This is a genomic window from Dysgonomonas sp. 521 (genome assembly GCF_010501055.1).
Classification (GTDB): Bacteria; Bacteroidota; Bacteroidia; order Bacteroidales; family Dysgonomonadaceae; genus Dysgonomonas.
In genome coordinates, this window is record NZ_QVMO01000056.1 from 1 (window position 1) to 14,469 (window position 14,469).

The 14,469-nt window shown below is 40.5% G+C and carries 15 protein-coding genes and 1 pseudogene; 10 read left to right on the forward strand and 6 right to left on the reverse strand.

All coding sequences use genetic code 11. The features are described from left to right. Positions 1-122: 122 nt before the first annotated feature. Entirely contained in the window at positions 123-419 is a 297-nt protein-coding gene (locus D0T84_RS14920; RefSeq protein WP_163308659.1) for a rhodanese-like domain-containing protein, read from the forward strand. Positions 420-669: 250 nt separating this feature from the next. Here the strand turns inward: D0T84_RS14920 and D0T84_RS14925 are convergent, their stop codons facing one another. Continuing rightward, on the reverse strand, positions 670-837 hold the full coding sequence (locus D0T84_RS14925; protein ID WP_006799560.1) for a DUF362 domain-containing protein: 168 nt from the start codon (positions 835-837) through the stop codon (positions 670-672). 337 nt (positions 838-1,174) lie between these two features. Here D0T84_RS14925 and D0T84_RS14930 point away from each other — a divergent pair, with 337 nt between their 5' ends. From D0T84_RS14930 to D0T84_RS22455, 4 genes are all read left to right on the forward strand, one after another. After that, entirely contained in the window at positions 1,175-1,834 is a 660-nt protein-coding gene (locus tag D0T84_RS14930; RefSeq protein WP_163308680.1) for a porin family protein, read from the forward strand. Between the two features lie 6 nt (positions 1,835-1,840). Then, positions 1,841-2,266 (forward strand): GNAT family N-acetyltransferase, encoded by a 426-nt coding sequence (locus D0T84_RS14935; protein ID WP_163308660.1) that lies wholly within the window; start codon positions 1,841-1,843, stop codon positions 2,264-2,266. Further along, the gene (locus D0T84_RS14940; protein ID WP_163308661.1) at positions 2,263-2,577 is read left to right on the forward strand and encodes a nitrous oxide-stimulated promoter family protein; all 315 of its coding nucleotides are present in this window, start codon (positions 2,263-2,265) and stop codon (positions 2,575-2,577) included. The genes D0T84_RS14935 and D0T84_RS14940 overlap by 4 nt, the downstream gene beginning before the upstream one ends. Positions 2,578-2,649: 72 nt before the next feature. Continuing rightward, positions 2,650-2,823 (forward strand): hypothetical protein, encoded by a 174-nt coding sequence (locus D0T84_RS22455; protein ID WP_185155754.1) that lies wholly within the window; start codon positions 2,650-2,652, stop codon positions 2,821-2,823. 21 nt (positions 2,824-2,844) lie between these two features. Here the strand turns inward: D0T84_RS22455 and aroC are convergent, their stop codons facing one another. Together aroC and D0T84_RS14950 are read right to left on the reverse strand one after the other, a co-directional pair. After that, positions 2,845-3,921: a chorismate synthase gene (gene aroC, locus D0T84_RS14945; RefSeq protein WP_163308662.1), complete on the reverse strand. Its 1,077-nt coding sequence runs from the start codon at positions 3,919-3,921 to the stop codon at positions 2,845-2,847. 140 nt (positions 3,922-4,061) lie between these two features. Continuing rightward, positions 4,062-4,418 carry a hypothetical protein gene (locus D0T84_RS14950; protein ID WP_163308663.1) on the reverse strand — a complete coding sequence of 119 codons (357 nt, stop codon included), beginning with the start codon at positions 4,416-4,418 and terminating at the stop codon, positions 4,062-4,064. A 159-nt stretch (positions 4,419-4,577) separates the two neighbouring features. Here D0T84_RS14950 and D0T84_RS14955 point away from each other — a divergent pair, with 159 nt between their 5' ends. The 5 genes and pseudogenes from D0T84_RS14955 to D0T84_RS14975 form a co-directional block, all read left to right on the forward strand. Next, the gene (locus D0T84_RS14955) at positions 4,578-4,967 is read left to right on the forward strand and encodes a diacylglycerol kinase family protein (protein ID WP_163308664.1); all 390 of its coding nucleotides are present in this window, start codon (positions 4,578-4,580) and stop codon (positions 4,965-4,967) included. A gap of 66 nt (positions 4,968-5,033) precedes the next feature. Beyond that, positions 5,034-5,891 carry an endonuclease/exonuclease/phosphatase family protein gene (locus D0T84_RS14960; RefSeq protein ID WP_163308665.1) on the forward strand — a complete coding sequence of 286 codons (858 nt, stop codon included), beginning with the start codon at positions 5,034-5,036 and terminating at the stop codon, positions 5,889-5,891. A gap of 18 nt (positions 5,892-5,909) precedes the next feature. Then, on the forward strand, positions 5,910-8,714 hold the full coding sequence (locus D0T84_RS14965) for a pitrilysin family protein (RefSeq protein WP_163308666.1): 2,805 nt from the start codon (positions 5,910-5,912) through the stop codon (positions 8,712-8,714). A 147-nt stretch (positions 8,715-8,861) separates the two neighbouring features. Continuing rightward, entirely contained in the window at positions 8,862-9,884 is a 1,023-nt protein-coding gene (locus tag D0T84_RS14970; protein WP_163308667.1) for a hypothetical protein, read from the forward strand. A gap of 200 nt (positions 9,885-10,084) precedes the next feature. Next, a pseudogene (locus D0T84_RS14975) lies at positions 10,085-10,274 on the forward strand (transposase); the annotation flags it as partial. A 147-nt stretch (positions 10,275-10,421) separates the two neighbouring features. Here the strand turns inward: D0T84_RS14975 and cydB are convergent. From cydB to ald, 3 genes are all read right to left on the reverse strand, one after another. Continuing rightward, entirely contained in the window at positions 10,422-11,567 is a 1,146-nt protein-coding gene (cydB, locus tag D0T84_RS14980) for a cytochrome d ubiquinol oxidase subunit II (RefSeq protein ID WP_163308668.1), read from the reverse strand. 70 nt (positions 11,568-11,637) lie between these two features. Further along, entirely contained in the window at positions 11,638-13,197 is a 1,560-nt protein-coding gene (locus tag D0T84_RS14985; RefSeq protein ID WP_163308669.1) for a cytochrome ubiquinol oxidase subunit I, read from the reverse strand. A 144-nt stretch (positions 13,198-13,341) separates the two neighbouring features. Then, positions 13,342-14,448 carry an alanine dehydrogenase gene (gene ald / locus D0T84_RS14990; protein WP_163308670.1) on the reverse strand — a complete coding sequence of 369 codons (1,107 nt, stop codon included), beginning with the start codon at positions 14,446-14,448 and terminating at the stop codon, positions 13,342-13,344. Positions 14,449-14,469: the final 21 nt, after the last annotated feature.

A 14,469-nucleotide genomic window follows, 5' to 3' on the forward strand; every position in this document is an offset into this window, starting at 1 on the left:
TAAACTGATGGCTCCTTAATTTATCGTTAAATCTCTCCGTAAAGGTAAAAACTATATAAATCTTGTAAAAGATGAGGCAGACCGAAGGCTTACAACATAGGAACTTAGAATAATAAATCGTTATGAGTTTTTTTAATAATATATTCAATAAAAAACCAAAGATCGATCTCGCTACATTGCTGGAAAATGGTGCAATACTATTAGATGTCCGTAGCAAAGAAGAATACAGAGCCGGACATGCAGCACAGTCAGTAAATATTCCGCTGGACAATCTCAGTTATGAAATTGCTACACTGGACAGGAATATCCCGATTGTTACGGTTTGCGAGAGCGGTATGCGCAGTAGCCGTGCTACATATATTCTTCAACAGCAGGGATATGAGGTATATAATGGCGGTAGCTGGCATCGTTTTAAATAAAATTTATTTTAAATAAAATTTATCTTATATAAGAGTCTGTTTAATGAATTATAATAGTAAAAAAGGTAACATTAAAAACACACGAAAAAGGTGTCACATTTGGCTCCGCTTCGCTCTGCTGATTTTCAATTGTCACTTTTTTGTCATAAGTAATTATTTATTAAGACTATGGTATTTGTTACTTTTACGGCCTGAAAATAAAAAAGGAAGCATATAGCTTCCTTTATATTTTATAATCCTGATAAATTAATTAAGCAGGATGAATTGCTTCAGTTGGACAAGCGTCAGCGCAAGTACCACAATCTGTACAAGTGTCTGGGTCGATTTTATAGATATCGCCTTCTGAAATTGCGTTTACAGGACACTCATCGATACAAGTACCACAAGCAATACAATCTTCGTTAATTACGTAAGCCATGATTTTTTGTTTTTAATATTATTACTAACTTTGATTCGGCAAATATAACGAGTTTTTTCTTTATCCAAAACAGATGCTGTTAGATATTATAGATATTTATATTGTTTTTATCTATTATGTCTTAAATGAGAAAAATGTATTTTGTTGATAAATAATGCCTTATGATTGTTTTCTGTTGCGGGTAAAAAATGTTAATATTCTGCTATTTTTAAGCTTTCTAAGTAATGTTATACTTACAATAACTAACAATAAATTACGTTATTAGAATAAAAAAACAGCTATTTTGAAACAGAACAACTTATTAATATTTCTCTTACTGTCAGCCTGTGTTGTTTGTATGAATCTACAGGCACAGGTACGTAAGCCCCAGAATCAGCCTTTTGCCGACCAGAAGATGTATCACTTAGGATTCATGGTGGGTTTTCATACACAGGATCTGATTATGTCCCACACCGGATATGTGGGAGCGAATGACGAGGTATGGTTTACCGAGATTCCATCCTATTCTGTAGGGTTTAGCGTAGGTATGATAGGCGACAGGTACTTAAACCAGTATATGAACCTGCGTTTGGCTCCATCACTGCATTTTGGAGAAAGACGGTTTGTTTTTAAGGAGCAGTCTTCGGGTGAAGAATACGAATCGGCACTGAGGAGCAATTATCTGACCATACCGCTCTATCTGAAGTTTAGCCCTGAGCGTACGGGCAATTTCAGGCCTTATCTGTTAGCAGGGGCTTATGCCGCGGTTAATATAGGTCAGAAAAAAGATGATGTGTTGAGTTTCAAGTCGATGGACTATGGCTTGGAGATTGGTGTAGGGTGCAATATATACCTGCCGTTATTTAAGTTGTGTCCCGAACTGAAATTCTCCTTTGGTTTGGCTGATGTTGTGAATAAAGACAGGTCTGACTTATCAGATCCGGATATGTTGAAATACACACAGGCGATTTCATCGGGGAAAACGCGTATGATATCGCTTGTCTTTAATTTTGAATAAGAATCTATGAATCTTATATATCAGGATAATTGCGAAAATATTCCTTGGGAGAAGGTGCCTTCATTACTAAAAAGGGTAGGAATGGGCTTTGCCGATGCGGCTACGCACAAGGTTTCATTTAATGCCAGTTATTCGGTTATATTTGTCTTTGACGATGCTGAACTTATCGGTTTTGGGCGTATTATTTCTGATGGGGTGCGCCAGTCGGCTATATACGATATCGCCGTTGAACCGGCATATCAGGGCCGGAGGATAGGCTGGGAAATCGTGAAACGTTTGATGGATACGACGCCGGATTGTAATTTTATATTATATGCGTCGCCCGGAAAAGAAGCGTTTTATCAGAAGTTCGGTTTCAAGAAGATGAGAACGGGAATGGTCTTGTTTTCTAATCCGGAGCGTATGACAGATACTGACTTTATAGAAGAATGAACACTATTGAGAAAAAGACTATCGGGAAAATGATCCACTTGTACTGCAAAGCAAAACATGGTACAAGTCATGCGCTGTGCACTTCATGTGCCGAGCTGAACAAGTATGCCCAGAGAAGGCTCTCGAAATGCGTATACGGAGAGGATAAGCCCACATGCCAGAAATGTACAGTCCATTGTTACAGCCCCGAAATGAAAGAGCGCGTAAAGGAGGTTATGCGGTATTCAGGGCCAAGGATGCTGTTGCATAGTCCTTTATTATCTATTACGCATCTTGTAAAAGGCTTGAAACCTCATAAGCCCATTGGATAGTCCTTTTGTTTGATATCTAAACATTTCCGCCTGTTCATTGTTAATTTGATATAATCAAAAAGCAAATTAAACATGAGCAGGAGAAGCGAACTTGAAAAAGAACTGGAAATAGCAAAGACCAGAATAGATAATGCTCCTAAGGATACCCCAAAGGAAATTATGGATCTATGGATAAAAGAACTGGATAGCCTGTCAGTTGAACTGAACGGCCTATACGATGATGATGAGAATGAATTCCCTAGCTGAGGCATCCATTCTCACGCTGCCCTATAAGAAGGCCTTATTTGTTTTACTTAGTAAATAGTAATCCACAATAGTCATAGCTGCCATAGCTTCCACTATGGGTACAGCTCGTGGCAATACGCAGGCGTCGTGTCGTCCGCGGGCTTTCAGATCCGTATTCTCGCCGTCGGCATTCACGGTATCCTGATGCATCAGGATAGTTGCTACAGGCTTGAACGCCACACGGAAGTAAATGTCCTGCCCATTCGATATCCCGCCTTGTATTCCACCTGAATGGTTTGTACGGGTTTCTATTTTACCGTTATCATTGTAGAATACATCATTTACTTCAGAGCCTCTGTGGTTAACATCGAATCCATCGCCATATTCGAATCCTTTCACGGCGTTTATCCCTAGCATCGCATTCCCCAGAGCCGCATGTAGTTTGCCAAAAACCGGCTCACCTAATCCCACAGGCGTGCCCTTGATTACACAAGTAACAACACCGCCAATAGTGTCGCCTTTCGACTTAACTTCCTCGATGAGTTCTATCATTTCGGCCGCTTTTTGGAGATCGGGGCAGCGTACCGGAGTCGACTCTATCAGTGAGAGGTCATATCCGGTGTATAGTTTTTCCAGCTTGATGTGCCCTACCTGCGAAGTGTAAGAGGTGACCTCTATATTTAGTTGTTTAAGAACCAGTTTGGCTAAAGCACCCCCTACACAGCGGGCTATGGTTTCACGGGCAGAAGAACGTCCTCCGCCTCTGTGGTCGCGTATCCCGTACTTTTGGGAGTATGTATAATCAGCATGGGAAGGACGGTAGATATCCTTCATGTTGTCATAGTCGGACGAATGCTGGTTGTTGTTTCGGATAATGAATCCAATAGGGGTTCCGGTGGTTTTACCTTCATATATGCCCGACAAGAATTCCACTTCATCCGATTCTTTGCGCGGGGTGGTTATTTTCGATTGTCCGGGACGGCGGCGGTTGAGTTCTTTTTGTATGAAGTCCATATCAACAGTTATGCCTGCAGGGCAACCGTCTATAACTCCGCCTATAGCGGCACCGTGAGACTCGCCGTAAGATGTTAGCCTGAATATGTTTCCGAATGTATTCATTGATAATTGTAATGAGATAATTTATTACAAAATTACATGAAATAATTCAATAATCTATCAGATATACAAAAACAGGATATTTTTGCAATCTAAAATGAAGGTAAGAGGATATGTTGTTTTACGTATATAAGAGAGGAAACCTAATTCCCTGTTTCCTTATTCTCATCCATTCTTACCACTTTGTAGTCCTTGTCAAAATAGCAGTTGATAGTATCATTAATATTGAATATCCTGAAACTGTTTGCATAAGCCCATGTTCCCTGCATATATATTTTGCAGAGGTATACTTCATCCTCACTTTTACGCTCTTCTTTAGAGAGCTTTGTATAAGAGACCGGTTGAAAATGTTCAATTTTCGTGATTGTGTTATTATCAATATCCCTGTATTTAATGTGCTGCCTTGCCGATTCTCCCATTTTATCGAGGGTATATTGATTGCTTATATTACAGGAAACCGCTCCCAATAAGATAGATAATAGTAAGATATATTTTTTCATGTCATTTGATTTTTATTACTCAAAATTACAGAAACTAACAATCAGAAACAAATAAAAGCTGCCGGCTTTTCATCAAAAACAAAGAGATAGTTTACATTAATCTTATTTTTTGTTATTAAATTAGCATTTTATTATATTCCAATTTAAAATTTGCCTGGGATGAACAAAAAAGGAACGGAGAAATTTTCTTTCAAAAAACGTTCAAAATCGGCTTTATACGCCCTTAATGGATTAAGAATACTGTTTTCGGAAGAACATAACTCCCGTATCCATACAGCTATCGTTGTAGCTGTTGTTATTGCCGGATTTCTATTGAAAATCTCAAATACCGAATGGCTGGTAATATGTATCCTTATTGGAATGGTTTTTAGCCTGGAAATAATGAACTCAGCGATAGAAAACCTGTGCGATTATATATCGCCGCAATGGCACGAAATGATAAAAAAGGTCAAGGATCTTGCTGCGGCTGCGGTTTTTGTAGCATCTGTTATTTCTGTTGTTTGTGGTGCTATAATTTTTCTGCCTAAGTTGTGTGATTTATTTATATAAATTTTATCTAATAATAAAGTGAGGCAACAACTCTATACCTTGTCTCATTTAACAAATGTATTTATAATGAAAAAGTTAATTTACTTATTATTTATTCCTTTATTAGTTATTTCTTCATGTAATACAAAACCTTTCGACTTGAATGTGATGACTTTCAATATACGTCTTGATGTTGCCAGTGATAGTCTCAATAGCTGGCAATACAGGAAAGACAATGCAGCCCAGATGATACAAATGAATGACGTGGATATTCTGGGGATGCAGGAGGTGCTTGTAAACCAGTTGAATGATTTGAAAGAACGGTTGCCCGAATATGCAGAAGTAGGCGTTGGGAGAGAAGATGGTAAAGATAAGGGCGAATTCAGCCCGTTGTTTTATAAAAAAGATAAGTTTACGGAAATCGAATCCGGTACTTTCTGGGTAAGCGAAACGCCCGAAGTAGCCGGTTCTAAAGGTTGGGATGCTTCATATATACGTGTGGCGACATGGGCTATATTAGAAGATAAAAACACAGGTAAACAGATCTTTGCTATAAATACACATCTGGATAATGACGGGGTAACTGCGCGTAAAGAAGGAGGAATCCTGTTAATGAAAAAAGCTGCGGAATTAGGTAAAGGGTTGCCTGTAGTATTAACAGGAGACTTTAACGATATTCCAGACTCGGAAGCTATTAAAAATATCACAGATACGTCAAAACCGGATTATCTGGTGGACGCCAAGACTATTGCTGCAACAAAAACGGGTACAGACTGGACTTTTCATGACTTCGGGAGATTGCCGGAAGATAAACGGCCGTTAATCGACTATGTGTTTGTAAGTAAGGATGTAAAAATTCAGGAGTATGCGGTATTGCCGGATACGCTCAACGGAACATTTGTTTCCGATCATAAGGCTGTTGTGGTTAAACTTACATTGAATTAACACTTTAATATTTATAATATGAGGAAATCGATTCTTATTATTGCTTTATTGGCTATAGTTGGGTTGGCGAAAGCACAAACTATGGAAAAATTACCTGTAGACCCTCAGGTAAGGTACGGAAAACTGGATAATGGGCTGACCTATTATATCCGGCATAATGCTTATCCTGAAAAAAGGGCGGATTTTTATATCGCCCAGAAGGTTGGTTCCATGCAGGAAGAAGACAACCAGGCAGGTTTAGCGCACTTTCTTGAACACATGGCTTTTAACGGAACAAAAAATTATCCGGGAAAAAAGACCATGTTGAATTACCTGGAATCGATAGGCGTTAAGTTCGGTGCGAATGTAAACGCTTATACATCTTTTGACGAAACGGTGTATAATCTGAATGATGTTCCTGTGGTAAGGGATGCCATTATAGATTCCTGCTTATTGGTATTACACGACTGGTCTGGTTTTATCGCCCTGAAAGACGAGCAGATAGATGAAGAAAGGCTTGTTATTAAAGAAGAATGGCGTACACGCTCAGGTGCGCAATACCGCATTTGGGACAAACAGTTACCGGTTATCTTCGAAGGAAGTAAGTATGCCGATCGTATGCCGATCGGTAAAATGGAGATTGTAGAGAATTTCCCTTATCAGGTACTTCGTGATTATTACCACACATGGTACAGACCTGACCTTCAAGGTATAATCATCGTAGGAGACATCAATGTGGACGAGGTAGAGGCCAAGATAAAGAATATGTGGTCAGACATACCACAGCCTGTGAATGCTGCCGAAAGAGTTTATTTCCCTGTTCCAGACAATGAACAGCCTATCGTATCTGTAATCACAGACCCGGAAGCTGTAAGAACACAGGTTACTTTATATATCAAGCATGACATAGTGCCTGCCGAACTGAAACAGACTCAGGACGGACTGGTTATCTCTATGATTAAGAGCCTTGCATCAAGAATGCTCTCCGACCGCTTGAATGAGATCACTCAAAAAGCGGATGCTCCTTTTGCCGCGTCTTATGCCTATGACGGAGAGTTCTTCGTTTCGAAAACAAAAGATGCATGGACTACTATCGCCCTTAGCAAAGAAGGGAAGATAGATGAGACCTTAGCAAGCTTAGTCAGGGAAAACGAACGGATTAGCCGTTTCGGCTTTACAGAAGCAGAAGTAGAGAGAGCGAAAGCCAACTTGCTTGAACAGTACGAAAATATGTACAACAACCGTAACAAGGAGTTGAATAACAGATATGTGCAGGAATATGTAAGAAGCTTCAGCGATAATGAAGGAATACCGGGCATCGAGTATGAATATAATTTCATTAAGAAGTTTGCTCCGTTTATTAATGCGCAGGCTATTAATTCTGTAGCAAAACAATTGATTGGAAATAAGAATATCATCATTACCGTTACCGGACCCGAAAAAGATGGTATTACATATCCTACCGAAGCAGAACTGCTGAATGTATTCAAGACTGTGGAAGCCGAAAATATTACTCCTTATGAAGAAACCGTATCCAATGAGCCGCTTGTAAGCGAACTGCCAAAAGCCGGTTCTGTAGTGAAAACAGAAAAGGATGAAACACTGGGTACAACAATCTGGACCTTATCGAACGGAATGAAAGTTGTTATCAAAAATACCGATTTCAAAGATGATGAAATAATGATGTCAGCCCAGGCGTATGGCGGTACATCTATTATCGCAGACGCGGATATATACAATGCGAGTATGGCATCTATGATTCCATCTGTAGGCGGTATCGGCAACTTTAGTTCTACAGACCTGAAAAAAGTACTGGCCGGAAAATCGGCAAGTGTGAGCAATAATATTTCTACATATACACAGGGTTTCAGCGGTTCTTCGAATATCAAGGATATGGAAACATTGCTCCAGCTTACTTACCTGTATTTTACCGCTCCGAGAAAAGATGAAGGCGCGTATTCAAATATCATGGATCTGATAAAGAACCAGTTGAAGAACCTGACTTCCGAGCCATCATTTATAATGAATATAAACAGGACAAAAGCCATGTATGGAGATAACCCCCGCATGCAGGTAATGATGCTGGAAGATGCGGAGAAATTGAATTATGACCGTATTCTGGAAATTTATAAAGAAATCTATGCTAATCCGGGTTCTTTTGTGTTCAGTTTTGTAGGTACAGTAGATGAAGGTACATTAAAACCATTGGTAGAACAATATCTGGCGTCTCTTCCTTCAGGAAATAAAGATGCTAAATATAAAGATGTGGATACAAATATAAGAAAAGGGAAATTCGAAAACATTTTCGAACAGGAAATGAAAACTCCGAAAACTTCAGCCTTTGAATTATATAGCGGAACGTTGGCTTATGAACAAAAAAATCAGATAGCCTTATCCGCATTGAAACAGATATTGGACATCGTGTATGTGCGTACAGTAAGGGAAGAGGCCGGTGGAACTTACGGTGTAGGAACCCGTGCTTCTCTGGGACGTATCCCCGAAGGCCAGACTTCATTGCAGATGTTCTTCGATACCGATCCTGATAGGGTGGCTACGATAACTCCGATCATCAGCCGCGAAGTGAACAAGATTGCTGAAAACGGGCCGGAAGACGCGGATTTCCTCAAAGTGAAAGAGTATATGGTAAAGAAATTCCAGGAAGACGAGAAACAAAACGGCTACTGGCTGGGTATCTTAAGCTCTAAGTATTTCTATGGAGAGGATAACCATTCTAATTATCTTTCATTGGTAAACGCGCTTACGAAGGATGATATCAAGGCGTTGACAAAACAACTTGTATCTCAGGGCAACCATATAGAGGTAATTATGAATCCGAAAAAATAAGTTGATATACTGTTATAATGAGCCATCTGATACTTTCAGGTGGCTCATTATTATTCTGTTACATTATCTTAACCAAACCTTAATGGCATAACGATTCTATTTTCAAATAATTACAACTTATTTTGCATTCATATTAATAACATAAATATGAAGCGATATTATTTCATTTCCACTTTGATTTTCCTGTTGGCGATTAGTTCATCTTATGCGCAGGATTCACTGGCGTTTAAGCCTTCCGGTAAGATTATAGCCCGTAGTTTTTTTGATTACAGTAAAGGCTTTGGTGAAGACGACAAATCGGGGTTTGATATAACCCGCGCCCTGTTAGGCTATAATTACAAATTCACACCGACATTGCAGGCGCAGGTGGTAATAGACGGCGCAGCGGGAAAAACATCGTCCGACGGGCTTGAGGTGTATCTGCGTAATGCCTTTGTGAGCTGGAATGATAAAGGTTTTAATATTAGCGCCGGATTGATCGGGCTGATGGAATTTAGTGTTCAGGAAACGTACTGGATGCACCGGTATGTAATGAAATCGTTTCAGGATCTTAACAAAATGGGACCTAGTGTAGACTTAGGCATAACGGCTGCTTATACATTCAGTCCGTATCTCTCTGCTGATATCAGCCTTACAAACGGGGAAGGTAATAAAAAGATAAAAAAGGACAACAGCATGCGTTATGCTGCCGGACTAAGCCTTTATCCTATGGAAAATACCATATTCCGTATATATGGGGATATCTATAACGAAAGTGAGGATTTGCGGGATGCCTTGCCCGAAAGCGTTACCGATGCGAATTATAAAAACCAGTACACATTGGCATTGTTTGCCGGTTATCAGAATGCACGGATTTCTTTCGGCACGGAATACAACAGGGTGTTCAACAAAGGATTTATAGAGAAAAAGGACTATTACGGGTATTCTTTTTATACATCGGTCAAGTTTGCGCCTAAATGGCGGGCTTTTACCCGTTACGATTTAGTTGATTCCTCTACTCCGGACAATTTTACTGCGCCGTGGAATAGCCTCGATGGCCAGTTGATGATGATAGGCATTGAATTCCAGCCTGTAAAGCAGCTTAAAATCGCTCCTAATTTCAGGAATAGTAATCCGGATCGTTCTAAATCGGATCAGTATCTGTTTGTCAGTGTAGAGTTTAATTTATAATTTTATAGGGATTGATTCTCCTATCGATTAGTTATTAACCGTGTAATGAAAAAACTAAAGAAGATACGCCGGGCTTCAACGTTTTATAGCCTCATTTGAATTTAATCTGAATCTGAATCTTATAGCTATGCTTATATTCAATCTTTTGCCCCAAAAGCAAAACCTTATGCTGGCTATTGACCGTATTATTTGTTTTATGTAAGCAAACATATATAGAATCTGTTAACGATGAACTCAAAAATATCTGCCAAATAGAGCATACAAGGCATCGATCCTTTGCAAACTTCCTCACAAATCTGATCGCAGGATTATTGGCTTATATTATTCTTGCCTAAGAAGCCATCTATCAGAGTTGATGTTATTGAGGAGAATCAGCTAGCAATATGGTAGTTCCTTATTTCGAACTCACGTTAAATTAACAAATGTTGTGTATATTTGCACCTGATGCATCAGTAGTAATTTGAAAGCATTCATTATTCCCAAAATAAAAAAGAGGTACCCATTGGCACCTCTTTTATCTAAATCGTTATATTTCAATTAATATACATGTCCATCGTCTTTCAGGTCTTTTGCATCGAAAGGTTTCTTTTCCAATGAATACCATGCGTAGATAATATATCCCAGTACGATGGGAACTAATAAAGAAACCACGCTCATCACTGTAAGGGTAAACTCACTGGATGATGAATTCTGTATAGTCAATGAACTTTGAAGGTCTGTTGCAGACGGATAATAAGCTGTATTGTTGAACCCTGTGATAAGCAACAGCATACATACTGTAAGCACTGTACCTACACCTGTAAACCAGATGCCACAACGATATTCCTTGCTCAGCAAAGATTTACCGATGCCAAACAATACCAGAAGAACTCCTACTACAAATACGATACCTACGATAGGCATTTCTATCAGGTTGAAGAAATATTTATACTGTTGAAGGAATACCTCGTTTGTTTGCGGATTCACAGCGAAGCCTTTAGCCAGACATGTCCAGATAACGAATGCAAGGAAGAATACCACAAACGAAACAGCGTTATATAGTAAGAATTTACGCGAACGTGCCACCAGTGTCTCATCTTGCAGACGGTTGATAAAAAACAAACAAGCCAGTGTACGTGCAAGGAAGAATACTGTAAGGCCAAGCAGCCAGCAACGAGGCTCAGCCAGAGCTTCCAGCCCGTGCCATTCTGTACCCCAGCGGCTGATAACGGGGTTGATTATGTCTGTCATATTGCCTTTGTTCACCGTAAAATCCGATCCTGTAAAAAATGTAGCCAGCGCTGCACCTACAAGGAACGTACCCAGCAGCCCGTTGATAAACAGGAATGATTGATATGTTTTGCGTCCAAACAGGTTACCCGGCTTAGATTGGTATTCGTATGATACCGCCTGTATTACAAAGCAGAACAAAATAGCCATCCATACCCAGTATGCGCCACCGAAGCTGGTGGAATAGAATAATGGGAAAGATGCGAATAATGCACCGCCGAATGTAACAAGCGTAGTAAAGGTATATTCCCATTTACGGCCCAGCGCATTGACCAATATCATGCGTTCCTTTTCCTCTTTAGCCAACGAGAAAAGCATTGTTTGTCCACCCTGAACGAACAGAAGGAAAGCGAATATCCCCCCGATCAGGCATATAAGGAACCACCAATAATGTTGTAAAAATGAATAATCCATAATTATATCTTTTTATAGATCTCCTGAGTTAATCCCGAAATCTTTAAATTATTAAATCTTTAAATCTTAATTAGTGTGAGCCTTCCGGACCTTTTTTTATTTGATTCAGCATAATACGAATCTCCGCGATAAGCAAAGCAGTGAACAAAGCAAGGAACAGACAGAAGGTTATGACTACAGATTGGGTTGACACTGCCGACACCGCAGCCTGCAACGGCAATACATCCTGTATAGCCCAAGGCTGGCGGCCAACTTCGGCAACTAACCATCCGGCCTGCGATGCGATATACACTAATGGTATAGTCCATATACAAATCCACAAAAGCCATTTCATCTTACCCAAGTCTTTTTTACGATATACTAAGAATACCATCAGAAGGAATAACGCTATAAAGTATCCACCCAGATATACCATGATGTGGAAACTCCAGTATATTGTCTTAGTCAGCCCCGGAACCAGTTGTTCCGGCCCATCCAGATACCCGTACCCGAAATAGGCAAAGTTTGTTTTCAGCGTCTCCTTATATTGAGCAGCAGAAGCCGGGTCTCCAGCCTTGTTAGCTTTCTTATAGTCAGCTAATGCCTGAATAGCTATTTTCCCTCTCGATTGCATTTCGGCGAATGACAATGCTGTTGTCCCGTCCGGTTTTGTATATCCTCCGTCTATGATATCTTTGATACCCGGTACGTATGCATCCGTATCGTAGAAGGCGATTAACGACAGTCCTCCCGGGAATTTGATAGGAGGGAATAAGAACGCGTCTTTCCCATCATTGTATGATTCTTTTGAAGGATTAGGCATACCGAAGATGATAAGTCCTTCGTTTGTACCTCCTTCGTAAAGCCCTTCCATTACAGCCAGTTTCATCGGTTGTTTTTCGGCAACCTGTACGGCCGAACCGTGTCCTGTATATACGGTAAGCAGTGATGCTACCAGACCAAATGTAGTAGCTACTTTCATGCTTTGTGCGGCAAATTCGGTATCTCTCTTCCTGAGCATATACCATGCAGATACGCCCACCACAAATACAGCACCCAGAATCCAGCTGGATAGCACTGTGTGGAAGAATTTGTTGATGGCTACAGGAGATAAAGCTACAGCCCAGAAATCAACCATCTCGTTACGTGTAGTGTCCGGGTTGAATTCCATACCTACAGGGAATTGCATCCATGAGTTAGCTACCAGAATCCATACAGCGGAGATTGTCGCTCCTGCTATAGTCAACCATGTAGCGGCAAGGTGAAAACCTTTGCTTACACGCTTCCATCCGAAAAACATGATGGAAATAAACGTTGCTTCCATAAAGAATGCCACAATAGCCTCAATGGCTAACGGCGCTCCAAAGATATCGCCTACAAACCAGCTATAGTTTGACCAGTTGGTACCAAACTGAAATTCCATGATAAGCCCTGTCGCAACCCCGATAGCGAAGTTGATACCGAAAATAACCATCCAGAATTTCGCTGTTTTCTTCCACTGTTCGTTACCTGTACGCACATACATTGTCTCCATGATTGCCATGATGACCCCCAAACCCAAAGTAAGGGGAACAAACAACCAGTGATACATTGCTGTCATAGCAAACTGGGCTCTAGACCAGTCTATTAACGATGCATTTAGTAGTTCCATAAAAAATAATTTTATATTAGTAAATATATGAGGATTCTATTTGATTTATCAACAGTATATTGCCGGGGTTCATATTCTCTTACTCATCTAATAAGTACGAAAATATGAATTCCGGCAAGGCTCTATTTATATTTGTCTGTCTTCTTAAAATTGATATTCTTTATATTCCAGCCCGAAGGTATGCGCCACGGCTTTATAAACGATATCTCCTTTCACTATATTTAAACCCTTGCGCAGGTCTTTATATTCGCGGCATGCGGCTTCCCAACCCATATTGGCAAGGCTCAAGGCATAAGGCAGGGTGGCGTTAGTCAACGCCAGGGTAGAGGTCATCGGCACTGCGCCCGGTATGTTGGCAACACAATAATGTACAACATCATCGATAACAAATACAGGGTCTAAATGCGTCGTAGGTTTTGATGTTTCAAAACAACCTCCCTGATCGATAGCTACGTCAACCATTACGGTTCCCGGTTGCATATCTTTCAGCATATTCCTCGAAATTACCTGAGGGGCTTTATCTCCGGCAATCAGTACGGAGCCGACAATGAGGTCGGCATCTTTTATCAGTTCCTTGATCGTATGGGTATCTGAGTACCGTGTAGAAACGTTAGCCGGCATCACATCGCTCAGGTAGCGAAGGCGGGGCAAGCTTTTGTCCAATATAGTAACGCGTGCACCCATCCCGGCAGCTATCTTAGCTGATTGGGCGCCTACTATTCCGCCACCTATCACTATCACATGGGCAGGCTTTACTCCGGGCACACCGCCAAGTAAGACGCCTTTTCCTAAATGTGGTTTTTCTAAAAAACGGGCGCCTTCCTGTATCGCCATACGTCCGGCGACTTCGCTCATCGGTACAAGTAATGGCAATGAGCGGTCAGGCAGCTCCACTGTTTCGTATGCAATGCATATAGCTCCACTTTTCATCATAGCCTCAGTTAATTCAAGACTGGATGCAAAGTGGAAATATGTAAATACAATTTGATTTTCTCTAATAAGATGGTACTCCTGTTGAATTGGTTCTTTTACTTTCACTATCATATCAGAAGTGGCATACACTTCTTCCATAGACGATAAAATATTAGCCCCTGTGGCTATATAATCCGCATCGGAAAAGCCACTGCCCAGTCCGGCTCCGGTCTCGACACATACTTCATGCCCACACACTACTAACTCATGTACACCGGCAGGTGTAACAGCAACGCGATTTTCGAAAGCTTTCAGCTCTTTAGGAATTCCAATTTTCATATATCTTGCGTTTATTTAGTA

Excerpts from the sequence above, each read along its gene's own strand:
- ald (WP_163308670.1), bottom strand. The coding sequence starts at position 14,448 with ATGAAAATTGGAATTCCTAAAGAGCTGAAAGCTTTCGAAAATCGCGTT.
- D0T84_RS14985 (WP_163308669.1), bottom strand. The coding sequence starts at position 13,197 with ATGGAACTACTAAATGCATCGTTAATAGACTGGTCTAGAGCCCAGTTT.
- D0T84_RS14960 (WP_163308665.1), top strand. The coding sequence starts at position 5,034 with ATGAAAAAGTTAATTTACTTATTATTTATTCCTTTATTAGTTATTTCT.
- cydB (WP_163308668.1), bottom strand. The coding sequence starts at position 11,567 with ATGGATTATTCATTTTTACAACATTATTGGTGGTTCCTTATATGCCTG.
- D0T84_RS14950 (WP_163308663.1), bottom strand. The coding sequence starts at position 4,418 with ATGAAAAAATATATCTTACTATTATCTATCTTATTGGGAGCGGTTTCC.
- D0T84_RS14965 (WP_163308666.1), top strand. The coding sequence starts at position 5,910 with ATGAGGAAATCGATTCTTATTATTGCTTTATTGGCTATAGTTGGGTTG.
- D0T84_RS14955 (WP_163308664.1), top strand. The coding sequence starts at position 4,578 with ATGAACAAAAAAGGAACGGAGAAATTTTCTTTCAAAAAACGTTCAAAA.
- D0T84_RS14940 (WP_163308661.1), top strand. The coding sequence starts at position 2,263 with ATGAACACTATTGAGAAAAAGACTATCGGGAAAATGATCCACTTGTAC.
- D0T84_RS14935 (WP_163308660.1), top strand. The coding sequence starts at position 1,841 with ATGAATCTTATATATCAGGATAATTGCGAAAATATTCCTTGGGAGAAG.
- aroC (WP_163308662.1), bottom strand. The coding sequence starts at position 3,921 with ATGAATACATTCGGAAACATATTCAGGCTAACATCTTACGGCGAGTCT.
- D0T84_RS14925 (WP_006799560.1), bottom strand. The coding sequence starts at position 837 with ATGGCTTACGTAATTAACGAAGATTGTATTGCTTGTGGTACTTGTATC.
- D0T84_RS14970 (WP_163308667.1), top strand. The coding sequence starts at position 8,862 with ATGAAGCGATATTATTTCATTTCCACTTTGATTTTCCTGTTGGCGATT.
- D0T84_RS14930 (WP_163308680.1), top strand. The coding sequence starts at position 1,175 with ATGAATCTACAGGCACAGGTACGTAAGCCCCAGAATCAGCCTTTTGCC.
- D0T84_RS14920 (WP_163308659.1), top strand. The coding sequence starts at position 123 with ATGAGTTTTTTTAATAATATATTCAATAAAAAACCAAAGATCGATCTC.
- D0T84_RS22455 (WP_185155754.1), top strand. The coding sequence starts at position 2,650 with ATGAGCAGGAGAAGCGAACTTGAAAAAGAACTGGAAATAGCAAAGACC.